Source organism: Thermoactinomyces sp. DSM 45892 (genome assembly GCF_900107305.1).
GTDB lineage: Bacteria > Bacillota > Bacilli > Thermoactinomycetales > Thermoactinomycetaceae > Baia.
In genome coordinates this window covers 1-21,828 of the sequence record NZ_FNPL01000002.1, presented here as the reverse complement: position 1 = coordinate 21,828, position 21,828 = coordinate 1, and the positions used below count along the sequence as shown (strand labels likewise).

Genomic DNA, 21,828 nt, shown 5'->3' with positions numbered 1-21,828 from the left:
AGAGCAGGTGATACTTTGGCGTATATCTTTTTATTTCCGTCCTCTTATCAAGTTAAGATCTTAGAAAAGTTGGCTCAACAGTATCAAAAGGACATAGTAATCCTCAGCTCCGAAAAAAATGTTCACCTATCCGATCAGATATTGACACTGTTAGATCATCAATTCATTGAGTGGGTAAAAGAAAGACAAAATGACACTTGGTTTTGTTGTCATGAACAAGCTGTTTACTTTGCTTCCCTACACCGCCAATTTGTAAACCATATCTGCTTTGAACCAATTTGTTTAGATATGTTAACAAAGTCAGATATGGGGAGAGTATTAGAAGAAATAGGGGTACCGATACTACCTAAGAAATTGCTAAAAGAATTTAACGAGTTAGAGGACTTGCCGATGGTTGTTAAACCCAATTTTGGCTTTGCCAGCACACTCGTGAAGCGAATTACATCTAAACAAGAATTAGAGAAATACATGACCGAGTATATTCAATACCGACATGGTTCTTTGGTTGAGACATATCAAGAAGCATACTTTCATAACAATGATCCCCAGTTACTAGAAGAGATCATGTTTGAGCCAGATATTTCTACAGGAACATTTCTCTCCGTCCCCTTTATCGCAAGTCCTGATGGTCTCATCGCTTCATTCCCTGTTGTGGGAAGCAAGAGAGTTCAAACGAAGGTTAGTCACTTTGTTTGGACTGAATTCCACGCACCTGATCATTTGCCATCGGAGATTCGAAATCGTATAGATCAGGTGTTAGATAAGTTATCTACATCTTTTGCACGTTGTCCGAGTGTGTTTCATGCGGAGATCATTCTTGACCCTCAAGATGGTACGCCATGGGTGCTAGAATTCTCACCACGTATCACAGGCGGTAACATTCCCCGTCTGATCTACTATGCATATGGGATCGACTTGGATACCTATACTCTCGAACTTGCTTTAGGGATGAACTTGAAACCCATTGATAGGTATAACATGGAGGATGTCATCATGATTTCCCGCAAAGAAGGGGAGAATATATCTAACTATGGCACAGTATTAGAAAGCTTTCACAAGATAATGGATGGTGTTTGCCATACACAGGAGATTCGCTATTTATCTTAAGGGGGCAGGACTATGAACAAAGCAACAATAGGAGCTTTTGCTGGAATGATAAATTTATCATCTCAAGGCTTTACTCAATCATTGCGGCCAGCTTTAGAGGTGTGCTCTTACTCTAGTTTGCAAAAAACAGAGCTGTTTACGGATGAAGCTATTCAGCTAGGTTGTCATTATGTAGGTCTCGATTCCCCTACTTTTTATATTGATAATTCGGTAGTCATCTTTGGAAATGCGGTGCTCTTTAACTTAGGCAATCTTGGTATTGATGGAGATGGATCGCCCCTTGAAATTCTTGCCCAATTGTATCAACAAAAAGGAAGCAGGTTTCTTAATGGGGTAGATGGTCAGTTTTCTTTCGCGCTTTGGGATCGTAGGCGAAGTCGACTCATATTAGCGCGGGACTCAGTAGGGGCAAAGCCACTATTCTTCTCACGAAGTACAAAGTGTCTTGCTTTTGCTAACGATACTCGTGCCTTGTGCAAGCTATTCCCTGAGATCCGACCTTCTTCTGCAGCACTTCGTCAATATCTCATTTTTAACTATCCCTTCTCCCCTGGAAGTTATTATGAAGGAATTGAAACATTGCCGCCCGGAAGGGTTCTTATTCTCGAAGAGAATCGATTGGAAGCAGTAGATTATCAACATTCTAGTAGGACAGGATCCTATAGTGAGGTTCTTTCTGATGTATTATCCGAACAGATGAAGGCTGGGGACCATATCGCTTTTCATTTAAGTGGAGGCGTTGATACCTCCCTACTCTGTCATGCAGCAAAGCATCTACAGGTTGACAGCCTTGAAACGATTACTTTGTTCTATGATACTTCCCACGAAGATGTGAAGTATTCCCAGATTGTAGCTGAAGAAGTGAAATCATCACACCACGAAATAGCCATCTTACCGGAAGAGTATACGTCTCGGTTCTATCATTTGATCCAACATTTACACTCTCCCATTATGGCAATTGGTGTCCCTACTTTTTGGTTTCTTGCTCGTGAGGCATCCAAACAAAAGATCGATACTCTTGTATCAGGGATTGGTGGAGATCATCCGTTTATTGGTTGGAATCGTCAGCCGAAGATGATCTCTCCAGAGTCACTATTTGAAGTATGTGCGAATGTTTCTACCGATACATGGAAACGTTTTGCTTTGCCCAAGGTTTGTGAACCGGTACTCGAACGATTGGCGAATGAATTTTCGGATATATTTCATAAGGAAATGAAATCGGATCAAGCTATTGAGAAATTCTTTGCCCAACATTTTTTACAAGAGCATCTTCGCATGGCAGAGCAGACACATACTTCTTGGGGGATTACTGTGTTAAATCCGTTTTTGGATGAGTCTTTGATGGAGATAGGTATCGATTGCGTAAAAACGCTGCGGCAAGCAAAGGACAAAAAGTTTCTACGGGATCTCTTACGTAGATATGGATCCAAGGCTGCTGACCGATCTGGAAAGGATCAGATGGCTATTTCCCTGTATGAATTTCGAGCATTATTTCGAGATGAGATGTTACGTGAATTTGCTTTAGATCATTACAGAATTCCTGGATTAGATTACCAAGCAATATCGGATTTTGCTTTATCAACTGAACAAGCTACGAAAAGCGATCTTCGTTTCTTATATGCTGTATTTAACGTACATCTTTGGCTAAAATCAATCGATAAGCCGTGTCCTTCACTTTTAGAATATTGATTTCATAGGAGGCAAAACCATGATAATAAATGTTAATCTTCTTCGTAACTCCCGTATGAACGAGCATCCCTTTCGTTGGATTCAGCTACGTGATTTTATTCCTCTAAAAACCGCACAGGAATTGGAAGAAAAGTTTCCCATTCATTCCTTACGTGAATCCGTCGGTCGGGAAGGTCATTATCACCTACATGATATGACCTTAGTGGATCAAGATGAGATTTTACCAGAGACCCTTGAGCTTCCCGCTATATGGAGAGACTTGGCTCAAGATCTTTCATCGCCAGAATATAAGAAGATTATTCAGGAATTGACATGTACCAACTTAGACTCATGTCAGTTAAAAGTCCGTTTATGTGAATATCAATCAGGAAATTGGATGCTACCTCACACGGATAGACCAGACCGAGTTGTAACGCAAATTATCTATCTTTCTGAGGGATGGCAGCCGGAGTGGGGCGGTTCACTTGACATACTCAGCTCTATGAATGAGGAAGATATTGTACAACGTCTGTATCCATTATTTGGAAGCACAACTTTGTTTGTTCGATCCGATGAATCTTATCATGCTGTTGCCCCTATCAGTGAGCTCTCTCCTGTAACAAGGAAAACGATTCTGATTCAATTTATTGCACAATCTGATAAGAGCTAGGGGTGAATACGAAATGTGTGGAATCGCTGGAATGATCTCCTTGATAGAATCAATAAATCGTGTTGATCGCGTACAAAAAATGGTTGCTGCCCTTTCTCATCGTGGTCCTGACGATCAACAAGTACTGGATTGTCATTCCGTTGTACTAGGACATGCACGCCTATGCATTCAAGATGTAAGCGAGGCAGGTCGACAACCGATGGTCCATCAAAGTGGAAATTGGGTCATTGTTTATAACGGTGAGATATATAACCATATGGAATTAAGAGACCGCCTTCCCCCGTATCCATACAAGAGTAGTAGTGATACGGAAACGTTACTTCATGCTTTAGAAGTATCGGGGATTGATGTGATAAAATCTCTAAACGGTATTTTTGCATTCGCAGCATTCGATGTACGTAATAATCGTCTACTGCTCGTTCGAGATCGTTTTGGTGTAAAGCCTCTGTATATGGCCAAAGGACAAGATGGGTTGTTTTTTGCTAGCGAAATGAAGGCCATTTTAGCGGCGGGCTTCCCCAGAGTTCCTCGATTGGATGTTTTAAAAAATGAGTTGATCCATATTTGGGTAAATGGAAAAGATACCCCCATTACAGATATTGAACGAGTTATGCCTGGGACTATCCTTCATATTGATTTAAACAACCTGCAGATTCATGAAGAAACATGGTACGAGCCAGCCAACTCCATTGACATGGAGTTGGCTGAGGAATTTTCTGTCATGGAGCGTCCTCAGATCGTAAAGAAAGTGGAAGAAGCTTTATATAAGTCTATACGTTGCCGTTTAGGTGCACAGGTACCAGTTGGCGTGCTGTGTTCAGGTGGTCTCGATTCTAGCTTGGTATCGGCTATTGCGGCAAAGGAAGCAATACCGCTCGTAGCTTTCAATGCTTCCATTCCCGATCAGCCAGAATTGGATGAAACACACTGGGCGAAATTAGTTTGTCAAAAATCAAAATTACCGCTCTCTACAGTACCTATGACAAAAGATGGCTGGCGTCGTCATTTTGTAAGATCAGTCATGCACTTTGAGTATCCACTTGTACATGAAAGTTCGATTGCACTTGCCATGATTACCAAACAGGCTACTCAAGAAGGGATCCGTGTATTATTAACCGGAGAAGGTGCAGACGAACTATTCGGTGGGTATGGATCAAGACATCTGAGAGAGCGATCGCGGTTTCATGGGACTATCTTTGAAGAGCAACCAAATACCAAAAAACCGTTACTTTCATTCTTAGATCAGGGGAATTTGCCTAGTATGCGTGATTATGAAAGAAATGCATTTGAAAGTGCATTTCATGCTTATGCCCATCACGATGGAGATCGTCGAGCTTTAGAAGCAGCCATAGCATCCGATTTAAGAATTTTTCTTCCCCATGGCCTCAATCGTAAGGATAAAAATACGATGCAACATGCAGTCGAGATTCGAGAACCGTTTCTTGATCCCGATATCGTCAAGCTGGCTCTTAATTTGCCGGTGGAAATGAAGGTATATCCAAAGTTAAAAGGGGTTCTACTGGATGTTGCGTCGTCTCATCTACCCATGGAAGTAATAAATCGCCCTAAGATAGGCTTTAGCTTTGACCCGAGTATCTACTTTGCCGATGAAATGCGAAAAGAAGCATTAGAAAGTGGTTATTTACGTGATTTACTTGAAGTAGCAAGCGAGGACTGGAAACAAGTTGTTCGCTCTGCAACCGGGCGTACTTTGTTTCGTCTATGGTCAACTGAAATGTGGTGTCGATTATTTTTGGAAGGATGCACAGTGGAACAAGTAGAGGAGACCGTATGGAAAACTTGACACAGTATTTTTAGAAATATATAATCGGATAAACTGTAGATACTTACTGCAATGAAGGGAGACATGCCTCATCCTATCTTGGTAGTAGAGAAGTACGCCTTGGCTGAAAGCGTGCTCGAACAGATATATGAGGATACCACTTCCTAAGCTGTCATCCGGGATGAAGAAACTTCGGAAATGATGATCGGGGTGTACGTTATACACAAATGAGAAGGCGACTTTTAAAGGTTGCGTTAATCAAGGTGGAACCACGGGAATAACACTCTCGTCCTTCGTAAAAGAAGGCGAGAGTGTTATTTATCTTCGATATGAATCTCTAAGAGAGGTGTTTTCAATGTCAGAACAGGTAAAAGTGATACTGAAAGATGGTTCAAAAAAAGCTTTTGAAAGGGGAATTTCTTTTGCTGAAATTGCAGCATCCATATCTCAGAGTTTAGCAAAGGAAGCAGTAGCAGTAAAAGTAGACGGTCAAGTAGCTGATCTCTCCTGTACTCTGGAGAACGATGTGAATTTAGAAATACTAACCTTTCGTGATCCAGAAGGACTAGATGTCATGAGGCATACTGCCGCACATGTGATGGCACAAGCAATATGCCGTCTGTTCCCACATGTTAAGCTTGCGATTGGTCCCGTCATTGAAAATGGATTTTACTATGATTTTGCTGATCATACCTTTACTTCAGAAGATTTTCCTAAGATTGAAGCAGAAATGAAGAAAATCATAAAAGAAAATCACCCGATTGAGCGACAAGTTCTATCTAGAGAAGAGGCTTTAATGTACTTCCAAGAGCGTGGAGATCGCTTTAAAGTGGAGATCATTCATGATCTGCCAGAGGGGGAAGTGTTGACCCTTTATCAACAAGGTGAGTTTGTAGACTTATGCCGTGGGCCACACCTGCTATCTACAGGTAAGATCAAGATATTTAAACTCATGTCTCTGTCCGGAGCTTATTGGAGGGGGGATTCAAGCCGAGAATCCTTGACGCGTATTTATGCTGTAGCATTTCGCAAAAAAGAAGAGTTAGATGAGTATCTTCAACAATTAGAGGAAGCGAAGCAACGAGATCATCGGAAGCTAGGGAAAGAACTAGAGATTTTCACGATATCCAAAGATGTAGGTCAAGGATTACCGATATGGCTTCCCAAAGGGGCTACGATACGCCGAGTAATTGAGCGCTATATCGTAGATTTAGAGGAAAGATTAGGGTATGAACATGTCTATACTCCACACATAGCCAACGTCGAACTCTATAAGATTTCTGGACATTGGGAACATTATCATGAAGATATGTATCCACCTATGAAAGTAGATCAAGAAGAGCTAGTACTACGTCCAATGAACTGTCCTCACCATATGCAAGTCTACAAATCACGTATGCGCAGTTATCGAGACCTCCCTGTTCGAATTGCAGAGTTAGGAATGATGCATCGGTATGAAATGTCGGGTGCATTAGCTGGACTTCAGCGGGTTCGTATCATGACCTTGAATGATGCGCACATTTTCTGTCGCCCTGATCAAATCAAGGAAGAGTTTTCTCGTGTAGTTCGTTTAATCGAGGAAGTATATAAGGACTTCGGGATTACCGATTACTATCATCGCCTTTCATACCGTGATCCACAAGATAAAGAGAAATACATCCGGAATGACGAGATGTGGGAACTGGCTCAAAGTATAATCAAAGAGACCATGGATGACTTAGGTCTTTCTTATGTGGAGGCTCTAGGAGAAGCCGCTTTTTATGGTCCTAAGTTAGATGTACAGGTTAAAACGGCTTTAGGAAAAGATGAAACCTTGTCGACTGTGCAATTAGACTTCCAACTTCCCGAACGCTTTGATCTAGAATATATAGGAGATGATAGTAAAGGGCATCGTCCCGTTGTGATTCATCGAGGAATTGTAGGGACAATGGAGCGCTTTGTAGCCTTTTTGATTGAACAATATAAGGGTGCACTTCCTGCCTGGTTGTCTCCAACGCAAGTCCGTCTTTTAACGGTAAGTGAACGCTTTGATACTTATACAAAAGAGATCGAGCTAAGCTTGCGTAATGCTGGTGTACGAGTTGAAGTAGATACCAGTGATGAGAAATTGGGGTACAAGATTCGAAAATCACAAACCGAAAAGATTCCCTATTCTCTTGTAGTCGGCGAGAGGGAAATGCGGAATCAAACTGTTAGTGTTAGAAAGTATGGTGAGGAAAATGTATGTTCTATGTCCCAAGAGGCATTCTTACACAGATTGCTTGAAGAGATTCAACAGAAGAAATAAGGTTCTGGTACATACCCATCAAGTTAAAGAAAACGCTATTCTTTCTGAAGAGATATCATAGTAGAGGAAGCGAACGTCCATTTATTGGACAGATGGCCCCAAAGAAGTTAGATCAAGACTAAAATGAAAAATAGCTAGAAAAAATAAGGCTCTTACTTTGAAGACATATGCACAAAGTAAGAGCCTTCATCGTAGATTTTCTCATATAAATTTCCTTATGTATTAAGTTCGCTTGTATTTTCTTGTATTATCTTGTATTATATTCTAATTTTTAAAAACATTAAACTAATTTCGAATATAATAACATTAATTCATTCCGTATAGAACATCTAGTCCAATATATCAAATTCCTTTCTATAACAACCTATAATAATATTTAAATTATTTTTTAAAAAAAGTATAGTTTTAAATAGACAAAAAAGTTAATATATAGATGTTACCTCTTTCAAGTCTTCCGATAGCGGACAAAGAAATGATATCAAAGGAGCGTATATAACATGAAGATGTGGATTCGTTCTACTTGTATACTTATACTCATTTCAGCATTGCTGATAGGATGTCAAACCAAAGAAGCTACAAATCCAGAAAAGGGGAAAGAAACCCCAGCTACTGTTCAGTCGAAAAAAGAACTAACAACCGATGAACTTATCGCCAAAGTTGAAGAGAATAAAAAAGCACATACTTATCAACTAACAATCAAAGGAGCTTTGTCACTTTCAGGTAAGGAAGTACATTTTGAACAGAGCTCCCAAGTTGAGAAAACTGTCAATCCGAAAGTTACCCACCAAGTGGGAACTTCAAAATCGCTAGGATCAAGCGAGAAAGTAGAATCCTATGAAAAAGATGGCTGGACTTACTCTTATATAGAGAAAAAGAAATCCTGGATGAAAACCAAATCAGCTAAAGAATCAACAGATCCTTTTTCCAATATGGATCACTCTATTCAATCATTCAAGTCAATGAAAGAGGCTGTATCTTCTTCACACGAAGGAAGCCAATACAAAATTGTATTCGATATCTCAAAAGCAAAGAATCGTTCTACATTAGAAAAGGAATTAACAAGTAGCTTTACACAAGATACAGATCCTCAAATGAGAGCAGCATTTAAAGGGATAAAACTTAAGAACTACATCGTAACTTTTACTTTTGACGACAAGACATTTGCTCAAACATCCCTAGAAGGTTCTTTGGAACTGACGACTAGTGGCAAAACAAAGCCCACTTCAGTAAAAGCAATTGTTAAGCAAAATCAGTTTGCTCCGTTCAATGGAACGATTACGATTCCAGCTGATATAGTAAAAAAAGCAAAAACGAACTAATGAGTACGAAGGGTGGCGGGATAGAGTACGCCATCCTTTTTTTGCGTTGAAATCTTTATATTTTTTTAAATAAGTATGGTTTAAAACAAAATAAAAAGTTAATATATAAAGGTTGTTATTATTTAAAAAGAGTTAAAGGAGTATATTTATATGAAAAAAACATTGAAAAAATGGTCGATCGCATTATCTGCTGTGGTAGTTTCTTCAACACTATTAACAGGATGTCTCGGACAGCCTTCTATTAAAGGTGTTATGCAGAAAGTAAGCAAGGCTTCTAATGAGCTAGAGAAAGGAAACAAATCAGGAAGTATGATCTTTGAAATGAAAGGAACACAAAAATTGGGAGGGAAGGATCAAGAACTAGACTTGAAATTTGAAAACTCTGCTAATCCCTCTATGACTCATATAAATGGGACTGTGAAGCAAAGTGGACAAACTATTACGATGGATATGTATATTGCTGATAAAGAAATGTATGGAAAATTATCACCCGGTCCAGACATGTGGTTTAAGTCAAATACCATTCCCTCTGAGTTCCAAAACATGAATAAATTGATGGACTTTGCAAAAAAAGAATTCGACAATTTCCCTAAGGCATTTTCTGCACTTGAGAAAACAAAGGCATTTTCAATGAAAGAAGAAAGTGGGAACTATATCATTACTTACGATTCCTCCAAGGCAGACAAAGCACAACTTGATGAGTCTATTAAACAAATGGAAAAAGAATTAGGAACCAACTTAGGCATGACGTTTCGTAATTCAAAACAAACCATTACAGTAGATGGGAAAACCTATAAAATTACGAAAATGGATGTGAAACAAACAGGCACTATAGGCGGACAAACCATTGATCAGGACATGGTAGTGAGCTTCAAAGAATCTTCATCCCCTGTAACAGTACCCGAGGATGTCAAGAACAATGCAGTAGATCCAAGTAAACTTCGACCAGGTACACAAGGCACTGATAACCAAGGACAAGGACTTGGAAACAATGGGCAGGCTCCTTCCGGCAACCAAAAGCAGAGCACTGGGAATAATGCACAAGGCTCTTCCCAGAAGAATCAAGACAGATTAATTAATATTCCAGAGAATAATTATGAGTGGAATTTTAAAGTGGATTAAAAAGTGGATTTTGTTTTAATAAATAACTATGCTTTAAAATGCAGTTTAAACCACTGATTAAAAGTGAATATATCAAACATACGAAAGTTTTATATAAAGGGGTAAACGATAATGAATCAATCTTTAAAACGATGGTTATTCGCGCTTTCTACTGTTGCTATTTCTTCTACTCTATTAACAGGTTGTATAGGAGATCTTACGTTACAAGAAGTAATGAAGAAAAACACCGAGGTAGCAAAAAAACAAACGAGTGCAGCTTTTGAGATGAAAGGAAAACACAAGATTTCTATGTCAGGTATGAGCATGGAACAAGATCTCGGTCTGAAGATGCAAACTACTCTTAAGCCAATGTCTTTGCATATGGATGGCTCTATCAAATTGATGGGAAAAAATATCGATATGGAGGCGTATGCACTTGATAAGAACACCTATGTAAAGCTATCTGGCATCCCAAATGTACCTAAGTCTGAGCAAGGTTGGATGAAAACTACTGACTTCCCCGAGGAATTAGAATTCGACTTGAATAAATATCAGGAAGCACGAGCAAAGTTCTTAGATGAAGCAAATAAAGCGTTTGCTACCTTTGAAAAGAATCCTGAAGTTTACACAATGAAGAAGGAAAAGGATGTATATTTGCTTACCTTCGACTCTTCTAAATTAAAAGATCCTGAAAAACTGAAAGAAACCGGAAAAAACCTTGTTGAAAAATTAGTAGAGACAAATCCATTGTTAACTCCCCAACAAAAGTCTGACGGGAAGAAAGGCTTAGATCAATTATGGAAAGAACAAGTATGGAAAGACTTTAAAATCAACAACTTTAAGCAAGTAGTCACCATTGATGCCAAAACATTTGAAGTGAAAAAAAGCGATTTAAACATGAAGTTGACGGTTAAAGTTGAAGGACAAGAAGCTACCAGTGAATTAGATCTTAAAACCGAATATAAAGATGCTCCAACTTCTCCAATCCAAATTCCTGAAGATGTAAAGAAGAATGCCAAGGATATGGATAAGATGATGCCAGGTCTATTAGAAGAAGCAACTCTTCCTGCCACTGATAACAAAAAGAAATAGTCGAACCATCCATTTCCTAAAGCGAAGGCCTCCCCTGTCCAGGGAGACTTTCGCTTTTAACCATAAAAAAAGAACAAAGCTCTTATGCCTTGTTCTTTTTTTATTATTTCAGGAAGAAAGCAACTACAATCGCCATGATCATAAATAAAGTTGCGAAGATGGCTGTCAGTTTGTTTAGCAGGGCATCGATACCACGTGCCTTTGCTTTCCCCATTACTTGTTCAGCACCGCCACCAATTACACCAGATAGACCTGGACTTTTGCTGGACTGAAGCAAGACAACTACGATCAGCAAGACGCTAATAACTGCAAGGAATACTTTTGCAGCGAGTGCCATAATGTGTGACCTCCCTTGCGCATAACTATCTAACTCTACTTTATCATAGAGTGGAATCTTGATCAATGAAGGAAAAAGGACTATAGTGTTGAATATAAAGTGTGCAAAAAGGAGGGTTACACCATGACTACGTTACCAGATTGCCCGAAATGCAATTCGAAATATACTTATGAAGATCGTGATCTTTTTGTATGTCCTGAGTGTGCTTACGAATGGAACGAGGGTTCAGATAGCCAAGAAACAAAGGTCTATAAGGATGCCCACGGCAATACTCTAACGGATGGCGATACTGTTACAGTGATTAAAGATTTAAAGGTAAAAGGAAGTTCATCTGTTATCAAGATGGGAACGAGAGTAAAAAATATCCGTTTAATTGATGAAGATCATGATATTGATTGTAAAGTAGATGGTTTTGGAGCAATGAAGTTAATATCTCAATTTGTAAAGAAAATATAAACCTCTCCGTTCTCTATAAAAAAAGCAATGCACAGGACTTGTCCCTCTGCATTGCTTTTTTCCTCTTCATTCTTCTCCTATTTGTTTCGCAAGTTATAGAAAGCCGTTAACCCTGGATACTGTGAAGTGTAAGCTAGTTCATCTTCGATCCGGATTAATTGATTGTATTTCGCTACACGGTCTGTACGAGATGGTGCACCTGTTTTGATTTGACCAGCACCAGTTGCCACGGCGATATCGGCAATCGTGGTATCTTCGGATTCTCCGGAACGATGGGAGATAACAGCTGTATAGCCAGCACGTTTTGCCATCTCGATCGCATCAAATGTTTCGGTGAGTGTGCCGATTTGGTTTACTTTTACTAGGATGGAGTTCCCGATCCCCTTTGTAATTCCTTCATGCAAACGTTCGGTGTTGGTTACGAAGAGATCATCACCGACTAATTGTACTTTGCCGCCTAGACGCTCCGTTAGCAATTTCCAGCCATCCCAATCGTCTTCAGCAAGACCGTCTTCAATGGAGATAATCGGATATTTAGAGATCAATTCCTCGTAGTAGTCTACCATCTCAGCAGAAGTACGAGAAACGCCCTCTGCTTCAAAGTGGTATTTGCCATCTTTGTAGATCTCTGTGGAGGCAACATCCAGAGCTAGCTTGATTTGCTCGCCTACTTTATAACCAGCATGTCCAATGGCTTCTACGATCGTTTGTAGCGCTTCTTCATTGGATGAGAGGTTTGGTGCAAATCCACCTTCGTCGCCTACTGCTGTATTTAAGCCTTTTGATTTTAATACTGATTTTAGGCTATGGAAGATTTCAGCGCCCATGCGAACTGCTTCGGTAAAGGTAGGGGCTCCTACTGGCATTACCATAAACTCTTGAATATCTACGTTATTATCTGCGTGAGCTCCACCGTTTAGGATGTTCATCATCGGAACAGGAAGTGCTTTTGCATTAAATCCACCCAAATAAGTATAGAGCGGAACCCCTAAGGATTCTGCGGCCGCACGAGCTACCGCCATGGATACTCCCAAGATAGCATTAGCGCCTAATTTCCCTTTATTATGCGTACCGTCTAGTTGAATCATAAGTTGATCAATCTCAACTTGCTCCAATGCGTCCATGCCCTCAACTGCTTCTGCGATGACCGTGTTGACATTCTCTACTGCTTGCTTAACACCTTTACCAAGGTAGCGGCTTTTATCACCATCACGAAGTTCTACCGCTTCATGGGCACCTGTTGATGCACCGGACGGAACGATAGCACGACCTACTGCGCCGCCTTCCAATGTTACTTCTACTTCTACAGTTGGGTTGCCTCGAGAATCAAGAACTTCGCGGGCATATACGTCCATAATAATCGTCATCGTTTCATTCTCCTCTGGTATACCTTATTTTTGAATGAGAGATGCACCTGTCATCTCCACTGGTTTCGATACCTGCAACAAATCTAACAAAGTTGGAGTTAAATCCGCTAGGATACCACCCTCACGTAGCGTTACTCCCTCTTTAGTAATAATACAAGGAACGGGATTAGTAGTGTGGGCGGTAAAGGGCCTTTCGTTATCATCTATAACCATGTCAGCATTGCCGTGATCAGCCGTGATAATGGCCACACCACCTTTTGAGATGACTAGATCCACAATCTTACCTAAACACTCATCAACCGCCTCCACCGCTTTAATCGTTGGCTCTAGCTTACCAGAATGCCCAACCATATCAGGATTGGCAAAGTTTAAGATGATCGTATCATAGACATCTTTGTTTATCGCCTCAAGCAAAGAGTCTGTTACTTCATAAGCGCTCATCTCTGGTTTTAAATCGTACGTGGCTACACTAGGAGATTTGATTAAAATACGATCCTCGCCTGGGTATGGATCCTCCCGTCCACCACTAAAGAAGAAGGTAACATGTGGGAATTTCTCCGTCTCCGCAATTCGCAGCTGGCGTAGGCCCTGTTGGGAAATCACTTCACCATACGTGTTGTCCAAGTTGGTAGACTTATATGCCACGTAGCCACCTACTGTTTCACTAAAATGGGTGAGACACACATAGTAGAGATCTTTCGGGGCACGCTTACCACGATCAAATCCGCGGAAATCTTGATTGGTAAAAGCTAATGAAATCTGAATCGCGCGATCAGGACGGAAGTTATAAAAGATAACGGAATCATGGTCTTGAATCGTACCGACTGGCTTTTGATTCTCATCTACTATCACAGTTGGCATCACAAACTCATCATAGACCGACTTATGGTAAGACTCCTCAACCGCTTTGATCGGATCCGTATAGGAAGGCCCTTCTCCGTATACCATCGCACGATATGATTTCTCTGTACGCTCCCATCGTTTATCGCGATCCATAGCATAATAACGACCTTGCACAGTCGCAATTTTTCCAACACCAAGCTCCTTGATTTTATCTTCTAGGCGCTTGATATAGGAGACAGCGCTGTCAGGTGCCACATCTCTACCATCTAAAAACGCGTGAACATACACTTCCTTCACTTGTTCTTTAGCTGCTAGTTCAAGCAATGCGAATAGATGATCAATGTGGCTATGAACACCTCCGTCTGATAACAGGCCATACAAATGAAGACGAGTATGATGCTCTTTTACGTGACGAATCGCTCCTAGGAAGGTTTCGTTTTCAAAAAAGCCTCCTTCGGAAATGGACTTAGTTACACGGGTCAACTCTTGATATACAACACGCCCTGCCCCGATGTTTAAGTGTCCTACTTCCGAATTCCCCATCTGCCCATCAGGAAGCCCGACGGACAAACCGCTTGCCCCTAGTGTTGTGTGGGGATATTGATCCCAATAGCGATCAAAATTAGGCTTCTTCGCCTGAGCCACCGCATTTCCATGTTCCGAAGAACGTAAACCAAAACCGTCTAAGATACATAATAATGCTGGTTTTGGATGGCTCATGCTTGTTCACCTACCCTGCTCGCAGCCTTCACAAGTCCTGCAAATGATTCTGGACTTAATGCAGCACCGCCCACCAGAGCTCCATCAATATTAGGCTCTGCCATGTAAGTAGCAATATTTTCTGGCTTCACACTGCCGCCATATTGAATTCGTACTTGCTCAGCAATCTCTGCACCAAACACATGTGTCAACGTTTGACGGATGTAGGCAATCACTTCTTCCGCATCGTTTGCAGAAGAAGCCCGACCTGTTCCAATCGCCCAAACAGGTTCATAAGCGAGAACCACCTTAGGTAACTCAGTAGAAGGGATGCCATTTAATGCTTTCTTCACTTGAGAAGCAACCACATCAAAAGTACGACTACTTTCACGCTCTTGAATCGTTTCACCTACACAAACGATCGGAGTCATTCCTGCGTTTAGAGCCGCTATGGTTTTTTTGTTTACTTGTTCACACGTCTCCGCAAAATATGTGCGACGTTCTGAGTGACCTAAAATCACATATCCCACACCAAGATCTTGAAGCATATGAACACTTACTTCGCCTGTGTATGCCCCTTCTTTTTCCCAATGGGCATTTTGGGCTCCAAGACCAATCGGACTACCTGCTAGTTTATTTTGCAAAGTAGGTAGAGTGAGAAACGGCGCGCAAATCACCGCTTCTACATCTTCGGGAAGTTGACTCGATTGGATCGTTCCTATATATTGAACGGCTTCACTAACCGTTTTATGCATTTTCCAATTTCCTGCTATGATTGGAGTGCGCATGAGCGTCATCACCTAACTTCTTTATCGTTTAGCACTGCTACACCAGGTAGTATCTTGCCTTCTAATAACTCTAGAGAGGCTCCTCCACCTGTGGAAATATGATCTACTTCGTCCGCAAGTCCTGCTTTCTCAATCGCAGCCGCGGAATCCCCACCACCCACGATGGATAATGCTTCCGATTCTGCAAGTGCCTTGGCAACGGTATTCGTCCCCTGTGCAAACTGATCAAATTCAAATACACCCATCGGGCCATTCCATATGACGAGCTGAGAAGAACGAATCACATCGGCATACAACTCACATGTTTTCGGGCCGATATCAAGGGCCTCCAAATCGGCTGGAATTTGATCGATATCCACTATTTTCACAATAGGCGGATGCGGGGAAAATTCATCTACTACCACAACATCGACAGGTAGATAGATACGGACCCCTGCTTCCTCTGCTTGTCGTAGATACGAAGCAGCTAATTCAATCTTATCTTCTTCTAAAAGAGACTTTCCTATTTCAAGACCTTTTGCTTTGATGAAGGTATAAGCTAATCCTCCACCAATAATTAAGTTATCCACTTTAGTCAATAAATTTTCAATGACACCGATTTTATCTTTAACCTTGGCTCCACCTATAATCGCGGTAAAGGGACGTTTGGGAGTCTGAAGTGCACTACCTAAGATCTCTAGCTCTTTTTGTAGTAAGAACCCTGCCACTGCTGGAATATAATCCGCAATCCCCGCTGTAGAAGCGTGGGCACGATGAGAGGTGCCAAATGCATCATTAACAAATAAATCTGCTAGAGCGGCAAATTGACGAGATAGTTCAGCATCATTTTTTTCTTCGCGCGCATCAAAACGAACGTTTTCCAAGAGGAGAACGTCACCATTATGTAACTCTGCTACTTTTTCTGTGACTTCTGGACCTATCACTTCATTTGCCTTCGTCACTTCTTTACCTAATAATTGGCTTAAACGCTCTGCCACAGTCGTTAAACGCATCTCTTCTACTACTTTTCCCTTTGGTCTTCCCAAGTGGCTTGCTAGAATCAGCTTAGCCCCTTGATCGATCAAGTACTGAATCGTAGGTAATGCTGCTCGAATTCGCGTATCGTCTGTAATCTTTCCTTGCTCCATCGGAACGTTAAAATCTACCCGACAAAACACTCGCTTTCCATGAACATCAACATCTTTGATGGACTTTTTGTTCAAGGATGCCCCTCCTTATTAAGAAGAAAGAGGAGAACGATTCTCCTCTTTCCAAATTCCCTACTCATTCATTCTAATTCTTAGATCCCACGTTTGGCAATATATACAGCCAAGTCCACAACGCGGCTAGAGTAGCCCCACTCATTGTCATACCAAGAAACCACTTTTACCATGTTTCCTTCTAACACCATAGTAGAAAGACCATCTACGATTGAGGAATGAGGGTTACCATTATAGTCAGAAGATACAAGAGGCTCGTCTGAGAAAGCTAGGATTCCCTTAAGCTCATTATCTGCTGCATTTTTTAATACTTCGTTTACTTCTTCCATGGTTACGGATTTATCTAACTCTGCTACTAAATCTACAACAGATACGTTTGGTGTTGGGACGCGCATGGAGAAACCGTTCAGTTTCCCTGCAAGCTCTGGAAGTACCAAGGAAACAGCCTTAGCCGCGCCTGTAGAAGTAGGGATAATGTTTTCAGCTGCTGCACGGGCACGACGTAAGTCTTTATGCGGTAAATCGAGAATTTGTTGGTCGTTGGTGTAGGAATGAACCGTTGTCATCAAACCACGACGGATGCCAAATTTATCGTGAAGCACTTTTGCAAATGGTGCTAAACAGTTGGTAGTACAAGAAGCGTTAGAAATCACATCATGTTTTGCTGGGTCATAACTTTCATGGTTCACACCCATTACAACCGTAATATCTTCATTATTTGCCGGAGCAGAAATAATTACTTTCTTCGCTCCGCCTACCATATGTTTCGCAGCGTCTTCACGTTTGGTAAAGCGGCCTGTCGACTCAACCACGATTTCTACACCATAGTCTGCCCATTTTAACTGAGCTGGATCACGTTCCGCTAGTACTTTGATTTCGCGGCCATTCACCACGATACTACCTTCGTTTGCTTCTACTTTTGCATCTAATTTCCCATGAACCGAATCGTACTTTAAAAGATGAGCAAGTGTTTTCGAATCCGTTAAATCGTTTACAGCTACCACTTCTAATTCTGGATGATCTAACATCGCACGGAATACGTTACGTCCAATACGTCCAAAGCCGTTAATACCAATTTTTGTTTTCGCCATTCGAGTTTCCTCCTATGTTTCCTCTTGTGTAGTATGACCCGGTCAGTTTTGTCTTATTTATTTCATAGCGGGTAATTTTGAGATAAAATTTTGCGTGCCGCAGCTTCGTCTGTAACCAGTGTGTCTTGCGGGAATACGGAACAAATCGCTGCGATCGCTTCCGCTTTACTTGCTCCACCTGCTACAGCAATCTTGTGCCCCACTTTCGGAAGGTCACGAAGACGTAATCCTGCTGTCTTGGTACGATGGACAATCGTGCCGTTCCGATCGAAATAATATCCGAAACTCTCTCCAACCGCTTGCTTCTCTTCAAGTAGTTGCATAAACTCCCGGCCATATTTTCTCCGACCTGCCATCGTTTTTGCATCCCCGATACTATAAACCAACACGCTTGCTTTTTGAATCATGTGAAGCACATCTGAAATCTGTGTTTCTTGTGTTAGTAACTGATATGCCTCTTCACTAATCTGGTCTGGAACGTGTAACATTCGATAGCGGCCACCTGAGTTTTTCGCCATGCGAGAAGCAATGTAGTTCGCTTCGTGTTCCACTGCGTCGCCTACTCCCCCGCGCGCGGGTACAAAAGTAGTCCGTCTGAAAGTTGGAGTAGGGCCCATCGATTCAGCAACAGCTTGCATAGTGGATCCACCTGCTACTGCTACCACCTGATCCTCCCGGACCCAGGATTTAATCAATTGAGCACCAGCCCGTGCCAATTCTTTCTTCGCCCACTCATCATTCTCTGAGTCACCTGGCACAATCCAGACTTCTTGGATATTGAGTCGCTTCTTCAGATCCTCCGAAAGCTGTGAGTAGCCCAGATACTCTTCTATAAAGGGTTGAAGTTTCTGCAAAACCTCTAACCCCTGCTCTGATAATGTCATCCCTGCTTGAGCGATGTTTACCAACCCCTGCTCACGCAAAAAATCAACCTCTGAGCGAAGAATTCGTTCGGTCATCTGGAGCGATACGGTAAGAGAACGCCTTCCAACCGGTTGAAGATAATAGATTCGTCTTAAAACCGTATATCTCTTGTGCATGACAGAAAGTAAATCGGGACATAACTGACTTTGAAGAGTTAAAAGGGTTCGCATATTCTCTCCTCCAAGGGACTTATTATGTCCCTGTTATACAAAATAAGTCCCACATAGAGCAAAAAAATAAAACCAAGCTTTTCTCCTTCATTTTAGCGGAAAGTCTGTTAAATGCAAAGGATTTTTTTGTTTTATTTTTTGAAAACGTTAGCAGTGGGGCTGGGATTGGTTTATGTGATTTGAAATAGCAGGTTTATTGATCCGCTATTGGGTAGTCGAGGGCAGGAGAGTCTCGCTCAAATACAGATCCAACAGAGGGAGGGATATCCGCTTCATCAACATCGTAAGTATCGAACAAACTCTCCATTCCCTGAACCTAATTCTGTTCATTAATTGTTTGTAGTAATGCAAGTCCATACACAAGTTCCATTTGTCTCCATTACTCCATCGTTACACCCTACGTCTCTTCGTGGAGGAGGGAATCCCTAGCTCCTCTCGGTATTTGGCTACGGTTCTGCGGGAGATGACGATACCCGTTTGTCCGAGTAGATTAGAAATCAGTTGATCGGATAGGGGTTGGGCTGGATTTTCGTCTGTAATCAATTCCGCTATTTGATTCTTCACTTTGGTTGTTGTCATCTCAACACCATGTTGATTCGTAATACCATTGGGGAAGAAATAACGAAACGGGAAAACCCCTCGGTGTGTTTCGATAAATTTGTTTTGGGTGACACGACTTACCGTTGATTCATGCACCCCGATCTCCGCTGCTACTTCGCGTAAGTTAAGAGGGCGAAGGTAGAATTCTCCTCGCTCAAAAAAAGCACGTTGATGCTCAATTACCGTTTGTGTAACAGATAAAATCGTTTTTCGACGCTGTTCAATCGCTTTGCTTAGCCAGATCGCACGTTGAATAGCACTGCGTACATACTCTTTTGACGAGTCATTCAGTAAACGATAGGTATTTTCATCATATCCGGAGTGAATCTCAATCTGCGGAATCAATCGCTCATTTAGTTGAATCTCATAATCCTCTCGTTCCCAATGAATACGAATATCGGGCTCAATGTATGGTGGGGACTCCGCTCCATAATGGGCTACAGGTCTAGGATTACACTGTTTAATTTCGTCTACTGCGGATAGGATATGGTCCACAGTACATTGATACCGTATCGAGAGCTCCTTGTACCGTTGCTCGGCAAGTTCCACTAAATGGTAAACCAATTGACATGCAAGTTCCGTCGCCTGCATTCTCCGAAGCTGAAGTTCGAGACACTCCGATACACTTCTGGCACCGACTCCCGCCGGGTCTAAAGACTGGATCGTATGTAGCGCACGGGAAACAAGCGATTCAGAATTTTGTAAGCGCTTACATTCTTCTATGGAAAGGGAATCGATCATTCCACGTTCATCAAGTGAATGAATCAGAAACAAACAAGTATCTCGTTCTACAGCAGTTAAAGGAAGCAATCGTAACTGCTCCTCTAGTTCTTGTATAAGAGACGGACTTGCTTCGACCTGATACAGCTCCTGATTATGATGATCGTAACGTTGCTTTTTCGACGTGTAACGAACTCCAAAAAGGCCTACCGATTCCTCATTCTTCGTTTTTTCTTTCAGAGAAATAAGCGGATTTTCCTGTATTTGCTCATGAATATACAATGCTAATTCAGAAGCTGAGTATTGAAGGAGTTGAATGGATTGACGCAGTTCAGGGGTCATCGTCAATTGTAAACGCTGTTCTTGCTGTAAGTGAAACCCAAGTTCAAGAGCCAATTCTCCACCTCCAAGTCACGAATGAATTCGTGATATATGGTATTCCAATTACACAGCAATGGGAATCATTCAAACTTTAGACCCTGCAAGGCTACTTTCATTATAATCATCTTATCATAAAGCGGACTTACCCGTATGTAACAAAAGTTAACAACTACACTATCGCCTATAAATCAAGCGAAAATATCCTTGTTTCTCAATAGATAGGTATGATATAATTTCATTTGATTTCATGTGCGCCTATAGCTCAGGGGATAGAGCGTTGGTCTCCGGAACCAAGTGCATAGGTTCGAATCCTATTAGGCGCGTAGAAGTAATGAATGCTTTGATTTTATTGACGTTCTGACTTCATAAGGCTACTTCGATAGCACATGGTTTCAGATCGAAAATCAAGGCGACTATGGGATCTCTTCGGACGAGACCATAATACGCTTTCTGATGTATTTCGTGATTATTACAGCGAAATCACACTAGGAGGCGTATTTTTTATGTCTAGAAAAGGAAAACGAATCATCACCAGAAGACAGGAGTTTATCGAACCCTCTACTAATTATGATATGCTGATCGACAAAGCATTCGATTACTTTGTAAATCTAAAAAAGACGGAGGGGGGTCAGGCCCAATACCGTCAGGGACTATCATTTGCTTATGGATTACTTCTTCGATTGGCTTAACGAAGCATATCCGTCTGAAAACAAAGCTAATCATATTAGCACGGCAATCATTCGAGAATACATCATCTATCTAAGCGAAGAAAGATATAACGAGCGAACAGGAGAGTTTGGTCTATCCCCTATACGGCTAATGTTCGCATTCGATTCTTGAAACATTTTTCAATTCACTTTATAAGGAGAATGTTATCAGTAGGAATCCGTGTGTAGGAATCAACCTAATGAGGGTGGACGAGGATACATTTGAACCTCTGACAGATGACGAGATCGAACAACTACTCGGTGCGGGAGTCGTCCTACTCGTTTTGCACCTACTGCGAGCTTGGCTTTCGTATTCGCTTCGTTGGATTCTCGGAAGATCCTCGGAAATACTAGACGGATTACCTCTCGCTTGTAAATTTCATAGTTTTCGCTCGCCATTGCTTCGGCTTTGTCGTTCGGATGTATGGTTTTACTCTCCATATATAGTCCCCCTATAGTTTAGTGCCTTCACTTCTGTTAGCGTATGGCTACTAAGAAGAAGGACAAATATAAATAGAA

20 protein-coding genes and 1 tRNA gene are annotated in these 21,828 nt (G+C 41.4%); 12 read left to right on the top strand and 9 right to left on the bottom strand.

Annotated elements, in window-relative coordinates; genetic code table 11:
* Nucleotides 1-15 precede the first annotated feature (15 nt).
* From BLU58_RS01790 to BLU58_RS01755, 8 genes are all read left to right on the top strand, one after another.
* A complete protein-coding gene (locus BLU58_RS01790) occupies nucleotides 16-1,107 on the top strand; it encodes an ATP-grasp domain-containing protein (protein ID WP_176786441.1) in 1,092 nt (363 codons plus the stop codon).
* Between the two features lie 12 nt (nucleotides 1,108-1,119).
* A complete protein-coding gene (locus BLU58_RS01785; protein ID WP_093290525.1) occupies nucleotides 1,120-2,796 on the top strand; it encodes an asparagine synthetase B family protein in 1,677 nt (558 codons plus the stop codon).
* A 19-nt stretch (nucleotides 2,797-2,815) separates the two neighbouring features.
* The gene (locus tag BLU58_RS01780) at nucleotides 2,816-3,445 is read left to right on the top strand and encodes a 2OG-Fe(II) oxygenase (RefSeq protein ID WP_093290524.1); all 630 of its coding nucleotides are present in this window, start codon (nucleotides 2,816-2,818) and stop codon (nucleotides 3,443-3,445) included.
* A 13-nt stretch (nucleotides 3,446-3,458) separates the two neighbouring features.
* Entirely contained in the window at nucleotides 3,459-5,249 is a 1,791-nt protein-coding gene (asnB, locus tag BLU58_RS01775) for an asparagine synthase (glutamine-hydrolyzing) (protein WP_093290523.1), read from the top strand.
* A 334-nt stretch (nucleotides 5,250-5,583) separates the two neighbouring features.
* Nucleotides 5,584-7,515: a threonine--tRNA ligase gene (gene thrS, locus BLU58_RS01770; RefSeq protein WP_093290522.1), complete on the top strand. Its 1,932-nt coding sequence runs from the start codon at nucleotides 5,584-5,586 to the stop codon at nucleotides 7,513-7,515.
* A gap of 497 nt (nucleotides 7,516-8,012) precedes the next feature.
* On the top strand, nucleotides 8,013-8,834 hold the full coding sequence (locus BLU58_RS01765; RefSeq protein ID WP_093290521.1) for a DUF6612 family protein: 822 nt from the start codon (nucleotides 8,013-8,015) through the stop codon (nucleotides 8,832-8,834).
* 150 nt (nucleotides 8,835-8,984) lie between these two features.
* Nucleotides 8,985-9,956, top strand: coding sequence for a DUF6612 family protein (locus tag BLU58_RS01760; RefSeq protein ID WP_093290520.1), 972 nt, complete (start codon nucleotides 8,985-8,987; stop codon nucleotides 9,954-9,956).
* 111 nt (nucleotides 9,957-10,067) lie between these two features.
* Nucleotides 10,068-11,027 (top strand): DUF6612 family protein, encoded by a 960-nt coding sequence (locus BLU58_RS01755; protein ID WP_093290519.1) that lies wholly within the window; start codon nucleotides 10,068-10,070, stop codon nucleotides 11,025-11,027.
* A 103-nt stretch (nucleotides 11,028-11,130) separates the two neighbouring features.
* Here the strand turns inward: BLU58_RS01755 and secG are convergent, their stop codons facing one another.
* On the bottom strand, nucleotides 11,131-11,364 hold the full coding sequence (gene secG, locus BLU58_RS01750; RefSeq protein WP_093290518.1) for a preprotein translocase subunit SecG: 234 nt from the start codon (nucleotides 11,362-11,364) through the stop codon (nucleotides 11,131-11,133).
* Between the two features lie 123 nt (nucleotides 11,365-11,487).
* On the opposite strand from secG, the gene BLU58_RS01745 reads away from it, so the two are divergent.
* The gene (locus BLU58_RS01745; RefSeq protein WP_093290517.1) at nucleotides 11,488-11,820 is read left to right on the top strand and encodes a zinc ribbon domain-containing protein YjdM; all 333 of its coding nucleotides are present in this window, start codon (nucleotides 11,488-11,490) and stop codon (nucleotides 11,818-11,820) included.
* Nucleotides 11,821-11,897: 77 nt separating this feature from the next.
* Here BLU58_RS01745 and eno read toward each other — a convergent pair whose 3' ends face one another.
* The 7 genes from eno to rpoN all read right to left on the bottom strand — a co-directional run bounded on the left by eno (nucleotide 11,898) and on the right by rpoN (nucleotide 20,617).
* Complete coding sequence (eno, locus tag BLU58_RS01740) at nucleotides 11,898-13,187, bottom strand: phosphopyruvate hydratase (RefSeq protein WP_093290516.1); 1,290 nt, start codon at nucleotides 13,185-13,187, stop codon at nucleotides 11,898-11,900.
* 24 nt (nucleotides 13,188-13,211) lie between these two features.
* Nucleotides 13,212-14,750, bottom strand: coding sequence for a 2,3-bisphosphoglycerate-independent phosphoglycerate mutase (gene gpmI, locus BLU58_RS01735; RefSeq protein WP_093290515.1), 1,539 nt, complete (start codon nucleotides 14,748-14,750; stop codon nucleotides 13,212-13,214).
* Nucleotides 14,747-15,517 carry a triose-phosphate isomerase gene (gene tpiA / locus BLU58_RS01730; protein ID WP_093290514.1) on the bottom strand — a complete coding sequence of 257 codons (771 nt, stop codon included), beginning with the start codon at nucleotides 15,515-15,517 and terminating at the stop codon, nucleotides 14,747-14,749. Before tpiA ends, gpmI begins: the two co-directional genes overlap by 4 nt.
* 8 nt (nucleotides 15,518-15,525) lie before the next feature.
* On the bottom strand, nucleotides 15,526-16,719 hold the full coding sequence (gene pgk, locus BLU58_RS01725) for a phosphoglycerate kinase (RefSeq protein ID WP_093290513.1): 1,194 nt from the start codon (nucleotides 16,717-16,719) through the stop codon (nucleotides 15,526-15,528).
* 77 nt (nucleotides 16,720-16,796) lie between these two features.
* Nucleotides 16,797-17,807, bottom strand: a complete 1,011-nt coding sequence (gene gap / locus BLU58_RS01720; protein WP_093290512.1) for a type I glyceraldehyde-3-phosphate dehydrogenase — start codon at nucleotides 17,805-17,807, stop codon at nucleotides 16,797-16,799.
* A 62-nt stretch (nucleotides 17,808-17,869) separates the two neighbouring features.
* Nucleotides 17,870-18,901 (bottom strand): sugar-binding transcriptional regulator, encoded by a 1,032-nt coding sequence (locus BLU58_RS01715; RefSeq protein WP_093290511.1) that lies wholly within the window; start codon nucleotides 18,899-18,901, stop codon nucleotides 17,870-17,872.
* A 390-nt stretch (nucleotides 18,902-19,291) separates the two neighbouring features.
* Nucleotides 19,292-20,617, bottom strand: coding sequence for an RNA polymerase factor sigma-54 (gene rpoN / locus BLU58_RS01710; RefSeq protein WP_093290510.1), 1,326 nt, complete (start codon nucleotides 20,615-20,617; stop codon nucleotides 19,292-19,294).
* Between the two features lie 236 nt (nucleotides 20,618-20,853).
* Between rpoN and BLU58_RS01705 the strand changes: the two genes are divergently transcribed.
* From BLU58_RS01705 to BLU58_RS17240, 3 genes are all read left to right on the top strand, one after another.
* A tRNA-Arg gene (locus tag BLU58_RS01705) sits at nucleotides 20,854-20,925 on the top strand.
* A gap of 180 nt (nucleotides 20,926-21,105) precedes the next feature.
* Nucleotides 21,106-21,291 carry a hypothetical protein gene (locus BLU58_RS01700; RefSeq protein WP_093290509.1) on the top strand — a complete coding sequence of 62 codons (186 nt, stop codon included), beginning with the start codon at nucleotides 21,106-21,108 and terminating at the stop codon, nucleotides 21,289-21,291.
* Nucleotides 21,266-21,442 carry a hypothetical protein gene (locus BLU58_RS17240; protein ID WP_369813679.1) on the top strand — a complete coding sequence of 59 codons (177 nt, stop codon included), beginning with the start codon at nucleotides 21,266-21,268 and terminating at the stop codon, nucleotides 21,440-21,442. The genes BLU58_RS01700 and BLU58_RS17240 overlap by 26 nt, the downstream gene beginning before the upstream one ends.
* 59 nt (nucleotides 21,443-21,501) lie before the next feature.
* On the opposite strand, the gene BLU58_RS01690 is transcribed toward BLU58_RS17240, so the two are convergent.
* Nucleotides 21,502-21,750, bottom strand: a complete 249-nt coding sequence (locus tag BLU58_RS01690) for a hypothetical protein (protein ID WP_093290507.1) — start codon at nucleotides 21,748-21,750, stop codon at nucleotides 21,502-21,504.
* Nucleotides 21,751-21,828 lie beyond the last annotated feature (78 nt).

Coding starts and splice junctions, on each gene's coding strand:
- BLU58_RS01765 (WP_093290521.1), top strand. CDS start 8,013: ATGAAGATGTGGATTCGTTCTACTTGTATACTTATACTCATTTCAGCA.
- eno (WP_093290516.1), bottom strand. CDS start 13,187: ATGACGATTATTATGGACGTATATGCCCGCGAAGTTCTTGATTCTCGA.
- tpiA (WP_093290514.1), bottom strand. CDS start 15,517: ATGCGCACTCCAATCATAGCAGGAAATTGGAAAATGCATAAAACGGTT.
- BLU58_RS01745 (WP_093290517.1), top strand. CDS start 11,488: ATGACTACGTTACCAGATTGCCCGAAATGCAATTCGAAATATACTTAT.
- thrS (WP_093290522.1), top strand. CDS start 5,584: ATGTCAGAACAGGTAAAAGTGATACTGAAAGATGGTTCAAAAAAAGCT.
- BLU58_RS01760 (WP_093290520.1), top strand. CDS start 8,985: ATGAAAAAAACATTGAAAAAATGGTCGATCGCATTATCTGCTGTGGTA.
- BLU58_RS01700 (WP_093290509.1), top strand. CDS start 21,106: ATGTCTAGAAAAGGAAAACGAATCATCACCAGAAGACAGGAGTTTATC.
- BLU58_RS17240 (WP_369813679.1), top strand. CDS start 21,266: ATGGATTACTTCTTCGATTGGCTTAACGAAGCATATCCGTCTGAAAAC.
- BLU58_RS01755 (WP_093290519.1), top strand. CDS start 10,068: ATGAATCAATCTTTAAAACGATGGTTATTCGCGCTTTCTACTGTTGCT.
- secG (WP_093290518.1), bottom strand. CDS start 11,364: ATGGCACTCGCTGCAAAAGTATTCCTTGCAGTTATTAGCGTCTTGCTG.
- gpmI (WP_093290515.1), bottom strand. CDS start 14,750: ATGAGCCATCCAAAACCAGCATTATTATGTATCTTAGACGGTTTTGGT.
- BLU58_RS01715 (WP_093290511.1), bottom strand. CDS start 18,901: ATGCGAACCCTTTTAACTCTTCAAAGTCAGTTATGTCCCGATTTACTT.
- BLU58_RS01780 (WP_093290524.1), top strand. CDS start 2,816: ATGATAATAAATGTTAATCTTCTTCGTAACTCCCGTATGAACGAGCAT.
- BLU58_RS01690 (WP_093290507.1), bottom strand. CDS start 21,750: ATGGAGAGTAAAACCATACATCCGAACGACAAAGCCGAAGCAATGGCG.
- gap (WP_093290512.1), bottom strand. CDS start 17,807: ATGGCGAAAACAAAAATTGGTATTAACGGCTTTGGACGTATTGGACGT.
- BLU58_RS01785 (WP_093290525.1), top strand. CDS start 1,120: ATGAACAAAGCAACAATAGGAGCTTTTGCTGGAATGATAAATTTATCA.
- asnB (WP_093290523.1), top strand. CDS start 3,459: ATGTGTGGAATCGCTGGAATGATCTCCTTGATAGAATCAATAAATCGT.